Below are 21,119 nucleotides of genomic sequence, written 5' to 3'. Positions count from 1 at the left end.
TTACAATCCTGATTTCATAGTAAAGCTCCTAATCCGTTGTTTTTAGATAACGGCTTAGGAGCTTTTATTTATATCTTCGGTATTGAAAGTATATGTTTATGTAGGTGCTTTTTATGTACATATTATTTCAGGGAAACTACTATTATCTTGTCTCATGTCTTTCTTAACAATTGGTTTAATAAATATAAATGTTCTATAATAGTAGTATTAATTAATTTAGGTGATAAAAATGAAAAAGCAACATCTGATATATACTAATCACACACTACAAGAATTAAAAGGTGTTGGCCCGAAAAGTCTTCAATTATTGAATGAGTTAAATATTCATACATTAGAAGATTTAGTTTTGTATTTACCGACACGTTATGAAGATGAATCTGTTATTAATTTAAATGAAGCATCAGATGGTGATGTCGTGACGGTTACAGGAGAAGTTTATTCATCTCCAACAGTAGCTTTTTTTGGTAGAAATCGTTCGAAACTCACATGTCATATGATGATAAATAATATTGCAGTAAAAGTGACTTTCTTTAATCAACCATATTTGAAAAAACGTCTAGTAATGGGCCAAACTGTAACTGTAAAAGGAAAATGGGAGCATAAAAAGCAGATTATTACTGGACAGAAAGTAATGGCCGAAAGACAAGAAGGTGGCAATACATTAACGCCAATATATCGTTTGAAAGAAGGACTAAAGCAAAAGCAACTTAATAAATATATTGAACAAGCATTAAGTTTAGTAGATATTGACGAATGGTTATCAGAAGATTTAATTAGTAAATATAAATTGATGTCTTTAAAAGATGTTATTCCAATTTTACATAGACCAATAGAGTTTGATTATTTAAAAATGGCGCGTCGAACTTTTGCTTTTAATGAGCTATTTTTATTCCAACTTAAAATGAAGTGGTTAAGTAAGCTTGAAAAAGAAGCAAACAAAATTGAAGGTTTAAATTATAATGTTCAAGATGTTAAAGAATTTATAGATACGTTGCCATTTGAATTAACAGATGCTCAAAAGAGTAGCGTGAACGAGATTTTCAGAGATTTAAAAGCACCTATAAAGATGCACAGACTTTTACAAGGTGATGTTGGTTCAGGAAAAACAGTTGTGGCTGCTATTGCTATTTATGCAATGTTTAATGCGAATAAACAAAGTGCATTAATGGTCCCTACAGAAATTTTGGCAGAACAACATGCTATTAGTTTAGACGAGTTATTTGGAGGTCGTTTGAACGTGGCTTTATTAACTAGTTCGGTAAAAGGTAAAAAAAGAAAGCTTTTACTTGAACAATTAAGAGCTGGACAAGTAGATATATTAGTAGGTACACATGCTCTTATACAAGATGATGTTGAATTTAATGATATTGGTTTAGTTATTATTGATGAACAACATAGATTTGGTGTGAATCAACGTAAAAAGTTGAGAGAAAAAGGTGCAGATACAAATGTATTATTTATGACTGCGACACCCATCCCTAGAACGTTATCTATATCAGCTTTTGGAGAAATGGATGTCTCCTCTATTAAACAAATGCCCAAAGGTCGTAAGGAAATCATCACTTCGTGGGCAAAACACGATGAAATCGATAGTGTGTTAAATCAGCTTAATAGTGAGATAGTTAAAGGTAGACAAGCTTATGTAATATGTCCACTCATTGAAGAGAGCGAAGCATTAGATGTCCAAAATGTTACCGCTATATATGAACAACTACAATTGAAGTTTGGATCTGAAAAAGTTGGTTTACTCCACGGTAAAATGACATCGGATGAAAAAGACCATATTATGAATCGATTTAGCAATAATGAAATTGCTATTTTAGTTTCTACAACTGTGGTTGAAGTAGGTGTTAACGTTCCAAATGCTACGTTTATGATAATATATGATGCTGATAGATTTGGATTATCGACACTACATCAATTAAGAGGAAGAGTAGGAAGAAGTAATCATCAAAGTTACTGTACACTTGTTGCTTCACCAAAAACTGAAAGTGGTGTTGAACGAATGCATATTATGACAGAATCTACAGATGGTTTCTATTTATCTGAAAGGGATTTAGAAATGCGTGGCCCTGGTGATTTCTTTGGTGTTAAACAAAGTGGTTTACCAGACTTTAGAGTAGCAAATATAGTGGAAGACTATAGAATGCTTGAAGTAGCGAGAGATGAAGCAAGCGAATTGGTTCAATCGGGTGAGTTTTTCAAACCTAAATATGATAAATTGAGATTGTTAGTACAAGAAACAATGGAAGAGCAAAATTTCGATTGACAAGAGAAAGCCGATTGTATAAATTTAAATTACCATTATTTGAGAGTAGGTAAGTATTATGAGATGGGTATTAAGAACAATTGGTGTTTTACTCATTTTAGTATCGATCACGATATTCTTTTGGAATGACGTTAGAACATACTTTACAGAACGCGTAAATGATAAAGTGATTACTTCATACGAAAACCAAGATAATAAAGTAAAAGTAAATCCTGTTGAATCTTGGATTACGAAGACGGAAATGAATGAGCTTGAAATAAATGATAATATGGTTGGTTATTTAAAAATACCGACAGCCGATATTAATGAGCCGATTTTTAAAGGTCCTGCAACAGAACAAAATTTAAAAAATGGTTTATCGTTAGTAGATGAAGGTGAAAAACTTACAGAACAAAATGTTGCAATAGCTGGTCATAGAGTCGAAGGTGCTGGTATTCGCTTTAACTATTTGGATAGAGCGAAAATTGGAGATAAAGTAGAATTGATTACTAAAGAAGGTAAAAAAACATTTAAAATTGATAATATTAAAAATGTTAAGCCAACACAAGTAGAAGTGTTAAATGAGCATAAAGATAAGCCAAACCAACTCACTTTAATTACATGTGATTCTTATAATCCTGATACTTTATTGTTTGAAGAACGTATGATTTACACAGCAATTGAAGAAAAAAGCGCATAATTAAGACCAAGCGAGTGAAAAAAATAAATTTCACTCGTTTTTTATTGTATAATTTGTTGAGAATATTGTCGTGCCCGTGTTAGTATAAATAAGGTAGGTCATGATAGCAGGTGCTAATTATAGCTATAAGTACATAATAGAATGGATTTGGATGAGATGAAATTAACAAAAGCAAATCGTCAGAAAGAACTTACAAATCGATTAAAAGAAGAACCGTTTGTTACTGACGAAACGTTAAGTGAATATTTTAATGTAAGCATCCAAACTATTAGATTAGATAGAATGGAGCTTGGCATTCCTGAATTAAGGCGTCGTATTAAAGACGTTGCAACAAAACAACATGATGAAATTAAATCATTACCGATAGAAGATGTAATTGGTGAAATTATAGACATAGAATTAGATAAATCCGCAATTTCACTTTTAGATATTAAAGATGAACATGTTTTTACAAGAAATAAAATTGCGAGAGGGCACTATATATTCGCCCAAGCAAATTCTCTATGTGTTGCACTTATTAATGATGAATTAGCTTTAACGACTAAAGGTTCTGTACAATTTATAAAGTCAGTTAAGTTGAATGAGCGAGTAATTGCTAAAGCTACGGTGATTAATAAATCTAAACATATTGCTAAAGTTGATGTAACAAGTACAGTGCATGGAGAGACAGTATTTAAAGGACAATTTGAAATGTATTATGCAAGCGAGGGTGAAAAAAATGGTTAAAATTGCGGTAGATATGATGGGTGGAGATGAAGCTCCAGATATCGTAATAGAAGCGGTAAAAAATGCCGTAAATGATTTTCCAGATTTAGAAATATTACTTTTTGGTGATGAAAAGAAATATAATTTTGAACATGAACGCATCACTTTTACACATACTGATGAGAAGATAACAATGGATGATGAACCTGTAAGAGCTATAAAAAGAAAGAAAAACGCATCTATGGTATTAATGGCTCAGGCTGTGAAAGAAGGTAAGGCAGAAGGTTGTGTATCTGCGGGGAATACAGGAGCGTTGATGAGTAGTGGCTTATTTATTGTTGGAAGAATTAAAGGCATAGAAAGACCAGCGCTTGTCGCAACATTCCCTACGGTTACGGGTAAAGGTTTTGTGTTTTTAGATATTGGTGCGAATTCTGATGCTAAACCTGAACATTTAGTGCAATATGCAAAAATGGGCGAAATTTATGCTAAACAAGTTAGAAGCATTGATAACCCATCATTAGCTTTGCTGAACATTGGTACTGAAGAATCAAAAGGTAATCAACAAACTAAAAAGACATACCAATTATTAAAACAAGAAAGTTTTGATAATTTTATTGGAAACGTAGAGTCAAAATCTTTATTATTAGATGCATGTGATGTTGTTGTTGCAGATGGTTATAGTGGTAATATGGTCTTAAAAACAATCGAAGGTACTGCTAGTGCTATTTTTAAAATGATGAAAGAAGCAATGTTTTCATCAACTAAAAATAAACTCGCTGCATTGACATTAAAAAAAGACATCAATAAAATTCGTGATAAAATGGATTATGCAGAATATGGCGGTTCTGTGTTACTAGGATTAAATGGCGTTGTAGTAAAAGCGCATGGTTCTTCTAATGAGCGTGCATTTTATAACGCGATAAGACAAGCAAAACTCGCTGCAGATACAAAAATCGTAGATAAAATGAGAAAGGCAGTAGGTGATGTAATTGAGTAAAATAGCAATCATGTTTCCTGGTCAAGGATCACAAAAAGTAGGTATGGCAGAAGATTTATACCAAACAGATATCAACGCTACTTCTATCCTAGATAGAGCTAATGAATCATTATCATTCGATTTATTAGATGTTATGTTTAAAGATTCAGAAGGTATATTAGGTTTAACTGAATATACGCAACCAGCTTTATTAACACATAGTACTGCACTGATGAATACTTTAAAAGATATAAACTATGATTATGCTTTAGGACATAGTTTAGGTGAATATTCAGCATTAGTATCAGAAGGTGTATTAAAATTCGAAGATGCAGTTCAAATTGTACATAAACGTGGACTATTAATGTCTGAAGCGTTTCCTCAAGGCGTAGGTTCAATGGCTGCAGTATTAGGATTAAATATTGATGAAGTTAGAGAAATTTGTGGAAAATTATCAACAGAAGATGAAATAATAGAACCAGCGAACATAAACTGTCCTGGTCAGATTGTAGTTTCTGGTCACACAACTTTAATTGAAAAATTAGTATCAGAGGGTAAATCATTAGGTGCTAAACGTGTTATGCCATTAAAAGTATCTGGTCCTTTCCATTCTTCTATGATGAAAACTATTGCTGCAGATTTCAAAGCATACATAGATCAATTTGAATGGCACGACGCAGAACACCCAATTGTACAAAACGTTCATGCTAAACCAGAAACAGATCACAACGTAATTAAAGAAAATATGGTAAAACAATTGTTCTCACCAGTTGAATATAGTCAATCCATTGAATATTTAATTGCAGATGGTGTTGATCACTTTATAGAAATAGGTCCAAACAAAGTTTTATCAGGACTTGTTAAAAAAATAAGCAGAGATGTTAAAATAACTTCAATTCAAACAATTGATGATGTTAAAGGATGGAATGAATAATGACAAAAACTGCACTTGTAACAGGCGCTTCTCGAGGCATAGGTAAAAAAATAGCATTACAACTAGGTGAAGAAGGTTATAACGTTGTAGTCAATTATGCTGGGAATAAAGAAAAAGCAGAAAAAGTTGTCTCTGAAATAAAAACTTTCGGCGTAGACGCATTCGCAATACAAGCTAACGTAAGCGAACAAGACGAAGTAAAAGCAATGATTAAAGAAACATTAAATCAATTTGGAACCATCGACGTACTTGTAAATAATGCTGGTATCACACGTGATAACTTACTTATGAGAATGAAACAAAACGAGTGGGATGATGTAATCAATACAAACTTAAAAGGTGTATTTAACTGTGTACAAGCAGTTACAAGACCGATGTTAAAACAAAAATCAGGACGTATTATTAACTTGTCTAGTGTAGTAGGTTCAGTAGGTAACCCAGGACAAATTAACTACGTTGCAACAAAATCAGGTGTAGAAGGTATGACGAAAACATTCGCACGTGAATTAGCATCTCGAGGCATTACATGTAATGCTGTTGCACCAGGATTTATTGTTTCTGATATGACTGATCAATTATCAGATGAGTTAAAAGAACAAATGAAATCACAGATACCTTTAGATCGTTTTGGTGAAGATAGTGATATTGCGCACACAGTAGCATTTTTAGCGAGTGAAAAAGCAAATTACATTACTGGCCAAACAATTCATGTTAACGGTGGCATGTACATGCAATAATTTGGTATTATTCATGTTAGTGTGAAATATAAAAGTTTTAAATTATTTAAAGGAGGTGAATGGAATGGCAAGTTTCGATAAAGTAAAAGACATTATTGTAGATCGTCTAGGAGTAGACGCTGAAAAAGTAACACCTGAAGCTTCATTTAAAGATGATTTAGGTGCTGATTCTCTAGATATTGCTGAATTAGTAATGGAATTAGAAGATGAATTTGATATGGAAATCCCTGATGAGGAAGCAGAAAAAATCAACACAGTTGGTGACGCTGTTAAATATATTGAATCATTAGAAAAATAATTCAAATTACAAAAGCCCGTATACCAATGGTTTCGGGCTTTTTATTATGAGTTTTTATGAAAAGGGGGCAAAAAGGGGGCAAAATCTATACGATATTAATATTTTCCAACTTATTTACTAACTCTTTAGACATTTTTTCAGATACGTGTGAGTATATTTTTAAAGTAGTATCATGATCATTATGACCAACTCTATCCATAGTAACTTTTAAAGGAATACCCATTTCAGCTAAAAGAGTTATATGTGAGTGTCTGAATATATGAGTAGTCACTTTTTTATTGATCGAATCAATTTTATCTACAGCTTCTTCTAATATTTTATTTATTTGAGAAATAAAGATAGGGTTACCTTTACTTGTAGTGAAAATAAAACCTCGATTAATATATGATTTATTATAAAGTTGCAATTTTTTATTTTCATGGATAAGTGTTTTTAATATTTGGCAACTTCTATTATTAATATTAATTTTACGAGTACTATATTCATTTTTAGTTGTATCTTTAACTCCATATCCACCATTGGACTTTTTCCAATTAATAGTTCCTTCTATCATTAATTCCTTTTTATCAAAGTCTATATTTTCATTTTTAATTGCTAATAGTTCTCCAACCCTCATGCCATTTAAATACATAAATTCAATGATATATGCAGTTACAAATCGAATTCTTTTGCTATCTAATCTATTAAGTGCCTGGTAATCTTCCAGTATTTTATTAATTATTAATTTAACCTCTGAATTTTCCAAGAAAAATGATTGTTTATTTCTAATTTGTTCTATAGATAAACTTTTTCGTGGTAGAGTAATGTTATCAATGAAAGATATGTTTTCTAAGTTATAAAATTTATTAACGTATCGCATTATGTTTTTAAATAGGGATAATATCTTATAGCTATATTCATGAGCGATGTTTAATTCTAGAATTTTATCAAATTGCTTTTGAGTATAAGATAAATTTAGCTTTTGAACTAACACATCACTATTAAATAATTTTTTTAGTACTTTGAGTTCACTTTCTTTACTCAAAAATGTATTGTATTTATTACCCGAAGTCGCTTTGTAGTGTTTAAAATACTCATCACAAACCTCGAAAAAAGTTAAAGTACTTAATTGTTGTGTATTACTATTTGAAATAATAGAATTTATTTTTTTATCTAGCAATAACACAGCTTCATTTTTAGCCTTTTTTGTACATGTATTCATACTTATACTTACTTTTTTACTTTTGTTAGTAAGTGGATCTTTATATCTTTCATAAAATTTATAAGTTTTTTTTCCATTTTTTAAAATCCTTTCTTCATACCACATGTTTTTATACCTCCAAAATTACATCAAATCGATTTAATGCCAACTAAAGGATGTGTTTTACTTCTATTGATTAACATCTCTAGTCTTTTATATGCCTCTAAATACGTCACCTTAAAGTAATATACAAGCTGTTCAGCAGTCCATAACTCATTTGTAACGATTAATCTTTCAGGCATTCTGAGTAATAATGAAAACTTTTCAGCTTCTGCTTCTTGTTTAAAATTAAATAGATTTTTAGTTTTCGTTTGATTACCAAAATGCAAATGAAAATGTGCAAACTCATGACAGAATGCTTTCCACATGTTTTCTGTAGTATCATTTTTAACAAATATAACGTCTCTGTTCCTTACTTTTGCATAAAGTGTAATAGGGGAGTTATAAACGACTAAAATGTTATAAATATTGCTTAAAAACTCTATATTCAAATCACTGTTATCTAAAATTGTATAAGCAGTGATATCATTCACTATATCTTCGACTCTCATAAAATATCCTCCAAATCTAATCAAATGATCTAATTAACTTAATCACTTTGCCGATTATATTTATACTGTTTATATCTTCAATAGAGTAGCTGGTGTTATTAATAGCAACATAGTTTGATAGTTTTTTTATTTCAAATCTATCTGATTCAATAAAATTAATTTCGGCAACAAATTGGTTAAAAGGAGTACCGTTCATTTCATCATTAATAACTACAATATCTTTATCGAACAGTAAAGGTTCAATATTGTCTGTTTCATCAAAGTAAATAATAATTGCTTGATCGTTATTTTCTATCCTTTTGTTATCTCTTGAAGTTGCAAACTTTGATATTCCAGTTCTAAATTGTTTATATCTTTCTGGTATTTCAATTAAAGTGTTTGTATTCATGTTCTATTCCTCCAATTTATAAGAACGTATGTTCGGTTTTAGTTTGAAATAAAAGCCGACCAAAATATTTAGTGGTCAGCTAAAAATAAAGTTTATTATGGTTCTAAGTTGTATATTGCTTTTGTCCCACTGAAATCAGCAAAAGGACTAAATTCTAATTCTAGTTTTTTAGGGTTACCAGTAATAGCAAAACCGGTTTTTCCTTGTATACTTCTACCAGGCGATAAACCATCTAATAATTCATCATCCACAGGGTAACTCTCTAACTGTTTTCCATCAGCATATGCTTTTACATCAGTTCCAACTGGAATGTCTTCATCTCCATTGTTTTTAATTTCCATATCTACAACTAAGACTTTATCAGCTTCTACATCTGCGAATTCATTTCTTTCATCAGTATAATATGCATCAACCAATTTAAATTGCACATCTTTGATAGTAACATCGTCACCGACTTTATATCTTTTTTCAGATGTTTTTTTATTTTTCTTTTGTTCTTCTTTAGTTCCATTTACTTCTTCATCAACACTATTAACAAATACTGCACTACATGCTCCAAAGATTATAGCAAGTATTATAAAAATTCCTAAACAACCGCCACATCCCCATATCCATTTTTTCTTGTTACTTTTAGTATTGATACCTTCTTGATTGTTCATACTTGTTCTCCTTTTATATGTAAATTTTTTATAACTACCTTTTATAATTATTATATATACATTTATTTTTAAAAAATAATTGATATAATGAAAGGGATATCGGGCGCTCGTGGTCATAATATTGTTCTCATACTCAATGACTATGCGTTGCACTTTCTAACTACTTTTACTGAGTTTGTTAGCTTAGCTCAAAGTTGCCATATCTTTAAATTAGACTTAGGTTTCCTTTGAATTCACCCGATGCATACTATATATTACTATACAGTAGGGCAATTAATTACCTGTAAGCGTGTTTGTAGCGAAACTGCCAAGACTTGATTTAGTATCTGTCACACGAGAGAGCATATCTCCAATTGAAGTTGATTTCACTATAGTTGAACCAGTCCCTTCTCGCTGTGATTTAACTGTTTTATAAGAACCCGAAGCAATTGACTTGCTTACAATTGTTGAAAGGTTGGTAGTCGTTCCGTTACTCAATTATGTTATCGCCACCGTTTTTTATCGGTGGCTTCTTTATGTTTCCATAAAGTTCAGCATATGTGTTTATCCCATAATAATTATAAATATTTTTATTTAGCACTCTTTTGTTAAAAACAAATTATAAACCATAGTCCACTAATTTAGTACAATCTAAAATTTGGTTAAAAAATATAAACTAACAGGTTGTTAGTTCATACTCTTTTCTATTGATCGCCTTTAGACTTCTTGTCTTTCTCAATATAGAAGTCGGCTAAATCTGATAATTCTCGCATAATTTCTTTTTTACGGTCATCGGATAGTTCGTCCCAACCTTCTTTGTCTGAAAACATCAAAACTTCAGTATCTTCAATAGAGTTGGTATTTTCTTTTTCATTTATTAATTCACCTAAATTTATATCAAATAAAACACTTAGTTTTTTTAAGTTCTCCAAATTAGGTTCATTCGTATTAGTTTGAGACTCGTATCGCTGATATGCTTGTGGAGTTATATTTAAGTGATCAGCAACATCTTTTTGCGTTAACTTTTTAGCTTTTCTAAAATACCTTAATTTAGTAGCTAAATCCTTATTAGGCATAGTTACAACTCCTATTTAAATGGGATTATTACTTATGTAACAAATATAAACTATAAGTTTAATTTTAACAAACAACAAAAAGTTGTATTTATCGGTTGACTTAAACAAAAAGTTGTATTATATTATTTATAACAACTTAAAGTTGTAAAAAGAAAGGGGTGATCACATGATTACTTTATCTTCAATAAAAGACGCCAGAAAAGAATTAAACCTTACCCAAGATGATATGGCTAAAAAAATAGGTGTCACTATTCAGTACTACAACATGTTAGAGAATAAAAAAAGACAACCTTCTGTTGCTATTGCTAAAGAAATAGGTTCAATACTAAATATTGAATGGACTATTTTTTTTAAATAATGAAACAACTTAAAGTTGTTTTTTTCAGAACACTTGATTTATTCGACTAACTAAATAATACGAAAAAATACGTGAACATGATAGACCAGTCAGTTCACAGAAAGCGAGGATACAATGAAAAGATTTAAATTGTGGAATCACTATCAATACGAAATTAGTACTAAGAAGTTTAAAGCACTACATCTAATAACTTTAAATATAGTGCTTATAACTTATACGTATCAATTTTTGAAACATTGGTGGTTAGAATTCAAAGATTGCGAAAATGCTTTTGAACTATATTTTAAAACGACTAATCATTTTGAACGTTCATCTAAGAATTTTGAAATTAATGATAATTGAATTTTTGAATTGGTTTTCATAGCTTCTTCCATTAAATATTTTTCGGTTTTGTTTAATGGTCTTAATTTAGAAAATTTATTAAACAATTTTTCTAAATCAGAATTATGATCTTGCCAATTATCTTCAATAAATTTATCGATATCCAAAGTATCACCACCCTTCAAATTTAATATTACAAATTTGAAAGTAAATAAGTAAGACAGAACTTAAAACGAACATGTTGACGTCCTACTAGAGCGTTTAAGAGCGAGAGTGAGCGACGATATGAGCCACACTTAAATACATCTAATAGTCATTGCCAAGACTAAACGTTGTGATAGGACGTCAACAAAAGAAAAGGAGGAACTAAACTATGTCTAATTTAAAGATATTGCCTAATGAAAAAAATGTAATCGTAGATTCAGAACAAGTAGTGTTTAATCCTATTTATGCTAAACCTGGTCCAGTAGGAAAAGCATTTGGAGTAGGTAGAACAACAGTATACAACTGGTTGAAATCATATGAACAAGACAATTTAGGTATCGAGGGAATGTATCTTGATTTAACACCTGGATTAACACTAATCAATATTCAAAAACTAGAAGAATTTTTAAAGAAGAAACATAAAAAATGGTTATAGGAGGTCTGTACATGAGCAAATTAAATCTAATCAAAATAACACTTCTAATCATCAACTTGGTGGAGGAGGTTAGAAGTGTATCTAGTAAAAATTAGGAGGAATAAATTATGGATGAAGACAAGTTTTTAATGATATTTACTATCTTTACTTTGTGTATAAATCTGATAGCTCTACTAGCAAATCTTTTCCTATAGAAATTTCAAATTTCTTTGTTTTTCTACTAGTTGCTATTTTGAATTTCAAAGATTTATAATCGAAAGTTTTGTCGTTTTCGTTTTTCATAAATTGTAGATAACATTTTTGGGTTTGATAAGCTGATAAATTTATCGGTAACCCGTGTGTCTTATGATTATCATCAAAATATTTTCTACTCATAATATTTTCAACATGATAAACGACTTCGAATTTTTCATTATTAGATGTTGTTTCAATACCAGTAATTGAGAATGGTTTATTGGATTTATTTATAAATATAAACTCAATATAAAATTCTACACGAGAATCAACAATTTCATTAATTTTTACATCGAAATTTGTTCTTTGTTTCCAAAATAAAAACCAAAAGTTAATTACAGAAAGAATAAAGCCACCTGTTGCAAAAAATGTTTTAATCAATTCTGGCTCAATGAGTTTTATAATAACTTTCACCACACTTTCATAATAAATTAAATTAATTGTACCAAATTGAAATAATAAATCTATAACAAATTAAGGAGGTCATTAAAATGACAAGAGAATTACAAACTTTTAATTTTGAAGAATTGCCAGTAAGAACTTTAACAGTAAATGATGAACCACATTTTGTAGGAAAAGATGTGGCTGAGGTATTGGGGTATTCCAGGGCAGATAATGCTATTAGAAATCACGTAGATGAAGAAGATAAGCTAACGCACCGTTTCAGTGCATCAGGTCAAAGTAGGAATATGATAATCATCAATGAATCAGGTTTATACAGTTTAATCTTTTCATCAAAGTTAGATTCAGCTAAACGTTTTAAACGCTGGGTTACATCAGAGGTATTACCAACATTAAGAAAGACTGGTTCATATCAAGTTAAACCTTTAACAACATCAGAACAAATTCAACTGATTGCACAAGGTAATACCGAATTAGATGAAAGAGTAACAGCTATAGAAGAAAGTTATCCAATTATGCACGGACAAGCAAAACATATTCAACAATTAGTTGCTCGTAAAGTAGCAGAGATCGTTAGGAATAAATTCAATGGATACTACAAAGAAACATCTAAGAAATTGTTTGCAGAAATCTATAGAAGTATTAAAAAAATCTTCCAAGTACCAACATATAACAGTATTCCAAGAGGACGTTATGAAGAAGCAGTAAAGTTCGTTGAACAATGGCAACCCTCATTCGAAACAGTGTATCAACTAGAACTTAACCTTAAAGAAGCATAAAAAAATAACTGAACCAGGTGACCAAACCTAGTCCAGTTACACTCAATGACCAAATTGAGATTTTAGAACACATCATTTATTCGACCAAATGATGATAACTAAATAATACATCACATGATGTGAACTTTAAAGACGGAACAGTTAACCAAACACACGCATTAATCAATAAGGATTATAGAAAGAAGGAGAACAATATGGCACATGTAATCAAAAGGCAAATAGACAGAACAGGAATGACACAACAGAGATTGGCAGATATGGCATTAACAACAAAGAGCAACATGTCAATGATGATTAACGGTCAAAGAAATATATCTGCAGATACTTATAAAGCGCTAGCAACAAATAGTAATGACGGGGTTTTTGTAACTGATACATTAAATGAGTTTTCAGATGGTTTCTCAACTCCTGCGCACAGTGACGAATATTATTATGATCACCCTGGTTTAGTTAAATATCAACTTATAAAAGAAATGAAAGAAGCAATTTATGCCTTAGAAGAATGTAATTTCTTAAAAAGACCAGAATATATGACTAGAGATGAAAAAGAAGAAATCGTTAAGACAATGTCCGAATGTGAAGATGTATTGTTCCACGGAACTGTATTTATCAATAAGACATGCGAACACATTAATAAAAATATTAGAGATTTAGTAAAAGCGCACGAACAGAAGTTAAAAATGGAACGCAGAATATAGGAGGTATTATATGAACATTTTAAAATATCCATTACTTACTTTAATTATTGTAATTGAGTTCTTTATCATAGCAAGTTTTTCAGTTACACCTATTGAACATTCCTTAATGTTTTGGCTTGTAACAGTATTGTTTTTCGAAATGTTCGACCATGTATTCAATAGCTTAAAAAATGATGAAATTTAAAGGAGGGATCTAAATGTTAGAAGTAGGAGAACAAAGGAATTCAAATTTTTCGTTACAGGGATTTTGGTTTGAAAAAGAAGTGATTTATTACGCTGACTATATTGATATGAAAATCAAATGTAATCGTACAGAAAGAACAGTAGTATCAGCTTGTTTTTCTTCAGCTGATGATTACGAAACACAGAAAGAAAACATTGAAGCAATGTTAAACGATTATTTATTAGAAAATACGACCGAAAACGAAAGATTATTTAACTATTTGACCAGTAGACAATGGAACCATGATTTATTCGACTAAAAAAGACACCTCGACCAAGGTGTCCAAATAAGAAATAAGATTTGTAAATATTATACCACAGGAGGATATGGATATGGAAATCAAGCTTATTAAGTTAGTGCTAGATAACTTTAAAGGCGCTAAACATTTTGAATTAAACGCCGAAGGTAAAGATATTGTTGTTAAAGGAGAAAATAACACAGGTAAAACAACGATTGCAGATGCTTTTTATTGGTTACTTTTCAACAAAGATAGTAAAGGTGCTACTAAATTCTCAATCAAAACATTAGATAGTGCAGGAGAAGAAATAAACAATTTAAAGCATAGCGTTTATGCAGTGTTGAACATTGACGGTAAAGAACAACATATTAAAAAAACGTATTCAGAGAAATGGACAAGAAAACGAGGACAAGCGAAATCAACTTTCACAGGACACGAAACGGTATATGAATTAGGTTTCTCAGAAGAAGAATTAACACCTAAAAAATTAAAAGACTTTAATGAATTTATAAATTCAATTATCAGTGATGAACAAATCTTCAAATTAACAACTAACCCGTTTTGGTTTAACAGTTTAAAACAAGATGAACGTAAAAAGATATTAATGAGTTTAGTTGATGAAGTGACGGACGAAGATGTAATTAATTCAGATAGTAAGTTGAAAGAACTTAAAAAATTATTAGGTGACGGATCATTAGAAGATTTTAAGATGCGAATAAGTCGAAATAAGAAATCTATCAATGAAGATTTAAAGGCTATTCCAGTACGTGTAGATGAAATCAATCACAACATGCCAGACGTTCGAAAATATAACAAACAAGCTTTAGAAGAAGAGTTAAACGAAATTAATAATCAAATTAAGCAAATAGACATTGAAATTAAAGATGTAGAGAACGGTTTGGAAATCGAAAAGATTGAGAAAGAAATCAAATCAAAAGAACTCGATATCCAGTATTTAAAAGATAATCACAATCATGGTAGCAAACGAGATTTATCGTCAATGATCAACCAAGATTCTGAACTACAAAGAGCCATTGCAACGAAACGTAGAGATTTAAGCAATTTAACAGCTGAACTGCAAAAAAATGAAAGTGTAATTGAAGAACAAAACGAAAAATTCAAAGCATTAGGTATTAAACATAAAGAATTAGTAAATGAACAGAAAGAGTTTACTACAGCAACTGTATGTGATTGCTGTGGTCAAGATATACCAGAACATATGCAACAAGAAGCAATACAGAAAATGAAAGAGGATTACAACGCTGATAAGTCTGAAAGATTAGAGAAAATACAATCAGACGGTATTGAAATTAGAAATAAAGTGAAACAACTATCAGAACAAAACGATGAAATTGAATCAACTATGGAAGAACTGAAAGAAGAAATTGATAAAGAAACAAAGAATGTAGAAGAAATCAAAGAAAGTATCAAAAAAATCGAAAGCAATAATACAGATGTGAAAGATACAGACGAATACAAGCAATTAGATAGCGAAATTAAAGCCCTAAAAGAGAAAAAGGGACAATCTATTCAAAGTATGAGTGAAGACGTTCAAAACATTGTTAAGAGCAAAAAAGAACCATTAATTAATCAGCAACAAGAGATTAAACAAAAGTTAGATGATATCCAAGTTAGTCAACGCGCTGTAGATCGAATTAAAGAACTTGAAACTAAACAAGAACAATTAGCACAAGAATATAACGAATTAGAACATGCGACATTCTTAACAGAAGAATTTACGAAACAAAAAGTAAATCTGATGGAAGGCTCAATCAATGACAAATTTGAAATCACTAAATTTAAATTGTTTGATGTGCAGATTAATCAAGGTGTTCAAGATGTTTGTATCGCAACACATAACGGCGTTCCATTTGATAGTGGATTAAATAACGCAGCAAGAATAAATGTCGGTTTAGACATCATAAATGCTTTATCTAAGCACTATAATTTCTATGCACCAATCATGATTGACAATGCAGAATCTGTTACAGACGTTCATAAAACAACATCTCAACAAATTCAATTAGAAGTAAGTAAAAAGGACAAAGCCTTAACTGTAGAAGTAATTTAATAAAAATAATGGAGGAATTAAAATGACAAATCAAAATCAAATAGTAGAGAAATCAAGTACAACATATGAGGTTAACGGTGAAACAGTTAAGTTATCACCTTCAATCATCAAAAAATATTTAGTAAGAGGTAACAAAGAAGTTAATGATCAAGAAATTATGATGTTCTTATCACTTTGTAAGTATCAAAAATTGAACCCATTCTTAAATGAGGCGTACATCGTTAAGTTTGGTGGAGATGCTCAAATAATTGTTGGTAAAGAGGCATTTATGAAACGCGCAGAGTCTAACGCTAAATACAAAGGTATTGCAGCAGGAATCATTGTAGAACGCAACAACGAGTTACACGAAATCGAAGGTGCTGTAAAGCTTAAAAACGATGTTTTAATAGGTGGCTGGGCAAAGGTTTATCGAGAAGATAGAGAAATGCCAATCGTAGCTAAAGTATCACTTGAAGAATACGACAAAAAGCAATCTACATGGAAACAAATGCCATTAACAATGATTAGAAAAACAGCAATCGTGAACGCACTACGTGAAGCTTTTCCAGAAAATCTAGGTGCTATGTATACCGAAGAAGAAAGTATTCAACCAATCAATGTAAATGACGATGTTCAGCAAGAAATTAAGCAAAATGCCAATAAAACAGCAATTGATATTCCGAAAGAAGAACCTCAAAAAGTTGAAACACCAAAACAACAAGAAAAAGTAGAAGTTGAGCCTGCACAGTTTGAAGAAGTTAAAGAACCGAAACAAGCTAATCAATCAATATTCGATGAAGGACTATTTGGTAATGAAAATTAATTGTATAGGTAGTGGTTCCAATGGGAACTGCTACCACATTACAGACGGTGAAACTGAAGTATTACTTGAATGTGGGTTTAACTTCAAAAAGATACAACATGCTTTAAATTACCAACTAAAAACCATTTCAGCATGTTTAATCAGTCACAGACATAATGATCATATCAAAGGATTAAAAGAATTATTGAACTACGGTATCAATTGTTATATTGGTGAAATCGAAAAAGACGAACTGATAGCAATAGATAGAAAGTATGACAATTTTAGATTGAAAGGTATTCAGCCTTTAGAACATTTCAAGATTGGCACGTTAACAATATTACCCTTTGATGTACAGCATGACACAGGTCAGCCATTAGGTTATCTCATTCAGTCAGACAGTGGCGACAAGCTACTGTTTGCGACTGATACCTATTACATCAAATACACGTTTACAGGACTTACACACATGCTTATTGAGTGTAATAACAGTATCGAAATATTAAATCGAAATGTAGAAAACGGCGTACTAAATTCATCTTTGAAAAAGCGAATTAGAAAAAGTCATTTCAGTTTAGAGAATGTAATTGATTTTCTAAATGATTGTGATTTATCGAGATTGAAAGAAACATATTTAATTCATTTATCTGATACTAACTCAGACGAAGTATTGTTTAAGAAATCTATTCAGAAAGTTACTGGAAGACCAGTATATGTACTTTAAGAAAGGAGAATCAAAATGTTGCAAAAAATATTTGTAATAAATTTGAAACATCAAATGGATAAGCAAAAAATTGGAGTTGGATATCTTGCGAACAAAATCGGTGTTAGTAGAAATACTATAACTTCGATATTGAATAATGATAATTATGGACTGAAATTAAAAACAGTTGAAAACATTGCAAATGCACTTGGAATAGAAGTGATGGATTTACTGACGAAGCAAGATTTATACGCTGGAAAGGAGCAAAATCATGAAAGAACAACCTAGTTATTACTCAATATTAACTGCTGATGTTAGATATAGCACATATATAAATGATAGTGAGAAAGTTCTGTTTTCTGAAATAACAGCTTTAAGTAACAAAAATGGATTCTGTAGTGCTTCTAACAAGTATTTTGCAGAACTTTACAACGTAAATAAAGATACGATATCTAGAAGAATAAACAAGTTAAAAACAAATGGATTCATTGATGTAGAAATTGAATATAAAGATAAACAAATAATAAAAAGAAGAATATACCCATTGTCGCAAATCAATAGAGGTATAGTGACAAATCAAGATAGGGGTATCTCGAATTCACACGGTAAGGGTATATTGCCAAATCACGTAGAGAATAATACAAGTAATAATACTACAAGATTAAATACTACAAGAAGAATAGATATATTGTCGGGTAACCCGACACCAGCACCCTATAAATCTATAATTCAATATTTGAATAGTAAGACTGGAAAACAATATAAACATACGTCAAAGAATACGCAAAAATTAATCAAAGCAAGAATAAACGAAGGTTTTACAGAAGAAGACTTCAAACATGTTATTAACGTAAAAGTAGAACAATGGATTAATGATCCTAAAATGTCTGAGTATCTAAGACCGACAACGCTATTTGGAAATAAGTTCGACACTTATCGAAATGAAATATCAAAGGAAATAGCTGATGAAGATAATCCGTATCTTAAATATATGAATAGTTGAGGTGATTAAATGAATGGTCTATTCAATCCAAAGTTAGCGAATAAGTTAGAACAAAAAATGCAGCCTAAGTTATTAGAAAAAGGCAAGTGTGAGAAATGTGGTCGAGATTATGAGGAATATCAATTTAAAAATGGTTATACCTACAGACTAGGTTGTGACTGCGACATGATTGAACACGGTAAAGAGTTAACACGTAAATTCAAGCAACGTCAAAAACAGAAAGAAATAAATAGAATTCTAAGTTTTTCAAGTGAGAATGAAGAAACTAAAAACGCTACTTTCGAAACTTACATTCCAGAAAATCAAAACCAAGAAAAGGCAAAAGTAATCTGCGAAAGATATGCCAACTCATTTGATAAAGATAATAAGCAGTCGCTTTTATTACAAGGCTCATTTGGATTAGGAAAATCACACTTAGCAATGTCGATTTTAAAAGAAGTGAAAAATAAAAATTATTCAGTACTCTTTATTAATTTAACTGAATTGATTTCGAAGTTCAGATCTACCTTTGATAAAGATAGCGAGTATTCAGAAACGGATTTAGAAAGAGCAATAGGACAAGTTGATTTAATGGTTTTCGATGACTTCGGTATGAATGTTACAGACTATGGCATGTCAAAGCTATTTCAAATTGCTGAAAGTAGAGTTGGCAAGCACAACATCATAACAACTAATCTATCAGTCAAAGAACTAACGAAAACAAAAGACCAACAAAGATTATTTAGTCGGTTAATGTCTAACACCACTGGCATTACTTTGGAGGGCGACGATTACCGAATGAAAGGATTTAGAAGTCTAAAGTAATTAACAGGAGGAAATTAAATGATTCCAATAACAGTTGAAGACATTATGGAACGATTAAATTGTAGTGAGCAAAGGGCAAGATTATTTTTCAAATGGTATGGCGATAATCAAGAAAAAATACAACGAGAATTAGCCATACAAGAACACAAGCAAAGAACAACACCAGCAATCATAATTAATAAACCAATGGAGGTAGCAACAATATGATCAATAGAACAGTATTAGTAGGGCGATTAGTACGTGATCCAGAATACCGAACTACACCGAGTGGCGTTCAAGTAGCAACATTTACATTAGCAGTAAATCGTACTTTTACTAATCAACAAGGAGAACGTGAAGCAGATTACATCAATTGTGTTGTATTTAGAAAAACAGCAGAGAATGTAAACCAATATTTATCTAAAGGGAAATTAGCAGGCGTTGATGGAAGGCTACAAAGTAGAAGTTATGAAAACAAAGAAGGACAAAAAGTATTCGTCACTGAAGTTGTTTGCGATAACGTTCAATTCCTAGAGCCTAAAGGTAGTCAAAACGGCTCAAATTCATATCAAAATGGAACGAGTTATCAAAAGGGGAACAACTATACCCAAAATAACCAAAACGTCCAACAAAGGCAAAATAAAGCGAAATACGACCAACAAAATAATCCATTCAACAATGGCAGTGGTTTTAATGATGACGATTTACCTTTTGACTAAATTTTAGAACATATCCTTTATTCGACGAGGTGCGAAATATGACAACAAAACCAATTTTTAGGTTATCAGATGCAGTTAAACAAAACTATAAGTTAAAACGTCCGTTAATTGACCAATTTCAGACGTTTATAGCAAGTATTAAACAATCTGGACACTATATAAACGATACAGATGCTTTGCAGTGGTTTTTAAGAAAAAACGATGTATATGGCTTTATTTTATACATCGGCATGACCACTGAAAATGAAATTAGAGTAACGATGTCAGTTGAAAAACAAAGATTGGTTTCAAACAGAAAAAGCTTAAACAAACTAAATGACCAAATGGAGAGTGTAAAAAATGTTACAAAAAGAAAAAATAACAGCTGATGGCAATGAATACATTTTAACGCCACAACAAGTAAGAATGGCTGAAGAAAACAACTTTGATAAAACTTTTATAAGAATGCGTATAAGAGCAGGTTGGACGTTGAATTTAGCTGTAAGTGTTCCTCAAGGTGTACCGAAATGTGATGCCGAAGCATATATGAAGTTCGAAGAGTTAGATGGACGTAAGAGAAAACCTAAAAAAGATTATTCAAAACCGAAACCATGGTTAGAAAAATATCCTCAGAAAACAGAATTCGGAGATTACGCTAAACAATTATTCAATGACTGTTGTGGGAGTTGGTAA

31 protein-coding genes are annotated in these 21,119 nt (G+C 31.0%); 23 read left to right on the top strand and 8 right to left on the bottom strand.

The features are described 5' to 3' along the window. Nucleotides 1-229: 229 nt before the first annotated feature. From recG to LQ682_RS00595, 7 genes are all read left to right on the top strand, one after another. Nucleotides 230-2,269, top strand: coding sequence for an ATP-dependent DNA helicase RecG (gene recG, locus LQ682_RS00625; protein ID WP_239723699.1), 2,040 nt, complete (start codon nt 230-232; stop codon nt 2,267-2,269). 58 nt (nt 2,270-2,327) lie between these two features. Then, entirely contained in the window at nt 2,328-2,948 is a 621-nt protein-coding gene (locus LQ682_RS00620) for a class A sortase (protein ID WP_082892475.1), read from the top strand. A 156-nt stretch (nt 2,949-3,104) separates the two neighbouring features. Then, nucleotides 3,105-3,674: a transcription factor FapR gene (fapR, locus tag LQ682_RS00615; RefSeq protein WP_026023680.1), complete on the top strand. Its 570-nt coding sequence runs from the start codon at nt 3,105-3,107 to the stop codon at nt 3,672-3,674. Further along, nucleotides 3,667-4,653 carry a phosphate acyltransferase PlsX gene (plsX, locus tag LQ682_RS00610; protein ID WP_064204048.1) on the top strand — a complete coding sequence of 329 codons (987 nt, stop codon included), beginning with the start codon at nt 3,667-3,669 and terminating at the stop codon, nt 4,651-4,653. Before fapR ends, plsX begins: the two co-directional genes overlap by 8 nt. Further along, nucleotides 4,646-5,566, top strand: a complete 921-nt coding sequence (gene fabD, locus LQ682_RS00605) for an ACP S-malonyltransferase (RefSeq protein WP_064204047.1) — start codon at nt 4,646-4,648, stop codon at nt 5,564-5,566. Before plsX ends, fabD begins: the two co-directional genes overlap by 8 nt. Then, nucleotides 5,566-6,303: a 3-oxoacyl-[acyl-carrier-protein] reductase gene (gene fabG, locus LQ682_RS00600; RefSeq protein ID WP_064211536.1), complete on the top strand. Its 738-nt coding sequence runs from the start codon at nt 5,566-5,568 to the stop codon at nt 6,301-6,303. Before fabD ends, fabG begins: the two co-directional genes overlap by 1 nt. A 64-nt stretch (nt 6,304-6,367) precedes the next feature. After that, a complete protein-coding gene (locus LQ682_RS00595) occupies nt 6,368-6,601 on the top strand; it encodes an acyl carrier protein (protein WP_017000113.1) in 234 nt (77 codons plus the stop codon). Nucleotides 6,602-6,686: 85 nt separating this feature from the next. Here the strand turns inward: LQ682_RS00595 and LQ682_RS00590 are convergent, their stop codons facing one another. The 6 genes from LQ682_RS00590 to LQ682_RS00565 form a co-directional block, all read right to left on the bottom strand. After that, nucleotides 6,687-7,907 (bottom strand): tyrosine-type recombinase/integrase, encoded by a 1,221-nt coding sequence (locus LQ682_RS00590; RefSeq protein WP_239723698.1) that lies wholly within the window; start codon nt 7,905-7,907, stop codon nt 6,687-6,689. 23 nt (nt 7,908-7,930) lie between these two features. After that, nucleotides 7,931-8,392, bottom strand: a complete 462-nt coding sequence (locus tag LQ682_RS00585) for an ImmA/IrrE family metallo-endopeptidase (RefSeq protein WP_037587631.1) — start codon at nt 8,390-8,392, stop codon at nt 7,931-7,933. A 16-nt stretch (nt 8,393-8,408) separates the two neighbouring features. Next, nucleotides 8,409-8,780, bottom strand: a complete 372-nt coding sequence (locus LQ682_RS00580; protein WP_204255615.1) for a hypothetical protein — start codon at nt 8,778-8,780, stop codon at nt 8,409-8,411. Nucleotides 8,781-8,875: 95 nt separating this feature from the next. Further along, the gene (locus LQ682_RS00575) at nt 8,876-9,439 is read right to left on the bottom strand and encodes a DUF4352 domain-containing protein (RefSeq protein ID WP_204255616.1); all 564 of its coding nucleotides are present in this window, start codon (nt 9,437-9,439) and stop codon (nt 8,876-8,878) included. Between the two features lie 273 nt (nt 9,440-9,712). Beyond that, complete coding sequence (locus LQ682_RS00570) at nt 9,713-9,916, bottom strand: hypothetical protein (RefSeq protein ID WP_204255617.1); 204 nt, start codon at nt 9,914-9,916, stop codon at nt 9,713-9,715. Between the two features lie 206 nt (nt 9,917-10,122). Next, nucleotides 10,123-10,494, bottom strand: coding sequence for a helix-turn-helix domain-containing protein (locus tag LQ682_RS00565; protein WP_204255618.1), 372 nt, complete (start codon nt 10,492-10,494; stop codon nt 10,123-10,125). Between the two features lie 166 nt (nt 10,495-10,660). On the opposite strand from LQ682_RS00565, the gene LQ682_RS00560 reads away from it, so the two are divergent. Then, on the top strand, nt 10,661-10,852 hold the full coding sequence (locus LQ682_RS00560; RefSeq protein ID WP_204187058.1) for a helix-turn-helix transcriptional regulator: 192 nt from the start codon (nt 10,661-10,663) through the stop codon (nt 10,850-10,852). Between the two features lie 296 nt (nt 10,853-11,148). Here LQ682_RS00560 and LQ682_RS00555 read toward each other — a convergent pair whose 3' ends face one another. Then, entirely contained in the window at nt 11,149-11,340 is a 192-nt protein-coding gene (locus LQ682_RS00555) for a hypothetical protein (RefSeq protein ID WP_167811883.1), read from the bottom strand. Between the two features lie 206 nt (nt 11,341-11,546). Here LQ682_RS00555 and LQ682_RS00550 point away from each other — a divergent pair, with 206 nt between their 5' ends. Continuing rightward, nucleotides 11,547-11,813 carry a helix-turn-helix domain-containing protein gene (locus LQ682_RS00550; protein ID WP_107610211.1) on the top strand — a complete coding sequence of 89 codons (267 nt, stop codon included), beginning with the start codon at nt 11,547-11,549 and terminating at the stop codon, nt 11,811-11,813. Nucleotides 11,814-11,957: 144 nt separating this feature from the next. On the opposite strand, the gene LQ682_RS00545 is transcribed toward LQ682_RS00550, so the two are convergent. Further along, nucleotides 11,958-12,461 carry a hypothetical protein gene (locus tag LQ682_RS00545; protein ID WP_239723697.1) on the bottom strand — a complete coding sequence of 168 codons (504 nt, stop codon included), beginning with the start codon at nt 12,459-12,461 and terminating at the stop codon, nt 11,958-11,960. Between the two features lie 77 nt (nt 12,462-12,538). Here LQ682_RS00545 and LQ682_RS00540 point away from each other — a divergent pair, with 77 nt between their 5' ends. From LQ682_RS00540 to LQ682_RS00475, 14 genes are all read left to right on the top strand, one after another. Then, complete coding sequence (locus tag LQ682_RS00540) at nt 12,539-13,228, top strand: BRO family protein (RefSeq protein ID WP_129407463.1); 690 nt, start codon at nt 12,539-12,541, stop codon at nt 13,226-13,228. 194 nt (nt 13,229-13,422) lie between these two features. Further along, a complete protein-coding gene (locus LQ682_RS00535) occupies nt 13,423-13,926 on the top strand; it encodes a helix-turn-helix domain-containing protein (protein ID WP_191835891.1) in 504 nt (167 codons plus the stop codon). 10 nt (nt 13,927-13,936) lie between these two features. Next, nucleotides 13,937-14,110: a hypothetical protein gene (locus LQ682_RS00530; RefSeq protein ID WP_185805782.1), complete on the top strand. Its 174-nt coding sequence runs from the start codon at nt 13,937-13,939 to the stop codon at nt 14,108-14,110. 13 nt (nt 14,111-14,123) lie between these two features. Then, nucleotides 14,124-14,408, top strand: a complete 285-nt coding sequence (locus LQ682_RS00525) for a hypothetical protein (RefSeq protein WP_204236995.1) — start codon at nt 14,124-14,126, stop codon at nt 14,406-14,408. Nucleotides 14,409-14,481: 73 nt separating this feature from the next. Beyond that, nucleotides 14,482-16,458, top strand: coding sequence for a hypothetical protein (locus LQ682_RS00520; RefSeq protein WP_239723696.1), 1,977 nt, complete (start codon nt 14,482-14,484; stop codon nt 16,456-16,458). Between the two features lie 22 nt (nt 16,459-16,480). Beyond that, the gene (gene bet / locus LQ682_RS00515; RefSeq protein ID WP_239723695.1) at nt 16,481-17,260 is read left to right on the top strand and encodes a phage recombination protein Bet; all 780 of its coding nucleotides are present in this window, start codon (nt 16,481-16,483) and stop codon (nt 17,258-17,260) included. Then, a complete protein-coding gene (locus tag LQ682_RS00510) occupies nt 17,250-17,963 on the top strand; it encodes an MBL fold metallo-hydrolase (RefSeq protein WP_239723694.1) in 714 nt (237 codons plus the stop codon). Before bet ends, LQ682_RS00510 begins: the two co-directional genes overlap by 11 nt. A 15-nt stretch (nt 17,964-17,978) precedes the next feature. Next, nucleotides 17,979-18,230, top strand: coding sequence for a helix-turn-helix domain-containing protein (locus LQ682_RS00505; RefSeq protein WP_239723693.1), 252 nt, complete (start codon nt 17,979-17,981; stop codon nt 18,228-18,230). Next, nucleotides 18,214-18,945 carry a conserved phage C-terminal domain-containing protein gene (locus tag LQ682_RS00500; RefSeq protein WP_239723692.1) on the top strand — a complete coding sequence of 244 codons (732 nt, stop codon included), beginning with the start codon at nt 18,214-18,216 and terminating at the stop codon, nt 18,943-18,945. Before LQ682_RS00505 ends, LQ682_RS00500 begins: the two co-directional genes overlap by 17 nt. Nucleotides 18,946-18,954: 9 nt before the next feature. After that, nucleotides 18,955-19,749 carry an ATP-binding protein gene (locus LQ682_RS00495; protein WP_239723691.1) on the top strand — a complete coding sequence of 265 codons (795 nt, stop codon included), beginning with the start codon at nt 18,955-18,957 and terminating at the stop codon, nt 19,747-19,749. Between the two features lie 18 nt (nt 19,750-19,767). Continuing rightward, entirely contained in the window at nt 19,768-19,956 is a 189-nt protein-coding gene (locus LQ682_RS00490; RefSeq protein WP_210142899.1) for a hypothetical protein, read from the top strand. Further along, complete coding sequence (ssb, locus tag LQ682_RS00485; protein WP_239723690.1) at nt 19,953-20,447, top strand: single-stranded DNA-binding protein; 495 nt, start codon at nt 19,953-19,955, stop codon at nt 20,445-20,447. The genes LQ682_RS00490 and ssb overlap by 4 nt, the downstream gene beginning before the upstream one ends. 38 nt (nt 20,448-20,485) lie before the next feature. Beyond that, nucleotides 20,486-20,815, top strand: coding sequence for a hypothetical protein (locus LQ682_RS00480; protein ID WP_191835903.1), 330 nt, complete (start codon nt 20,486-20,488; stop codon nt 20,813-20,815). Beyond that, nucleotides 20,787-21,119, top strand: coding sequence for an SA1788 family PVL leukocidin-associated protein (locus LQ682_RS00475; RefSeq protein ID WP_210124955.1), 333 nt, complete (start codon nt 20,787-20,789; stop codon nt 21,117-21,119). The genes LQ682_RS00480 and LQ682_RS00475 overlap by 29 nt, the downstream gene beginning before the upstream one ends.

Source organism: Mammaliicoccus sp. A-M4 (genome assembly GCF_022386955.1).
In the GTDB taxonomy this organism is placed as follows: Bacteria; Bacillota; Bacilli; order Staphylococcales; family Staphylococcaceae; genus Mammaliicoccus; species Mammaliicoccus lentus.
Note: the sequence above shows the minus strand (reverse complement) of the source record. Positions and strands in the feature narration are given on the sequence as shown.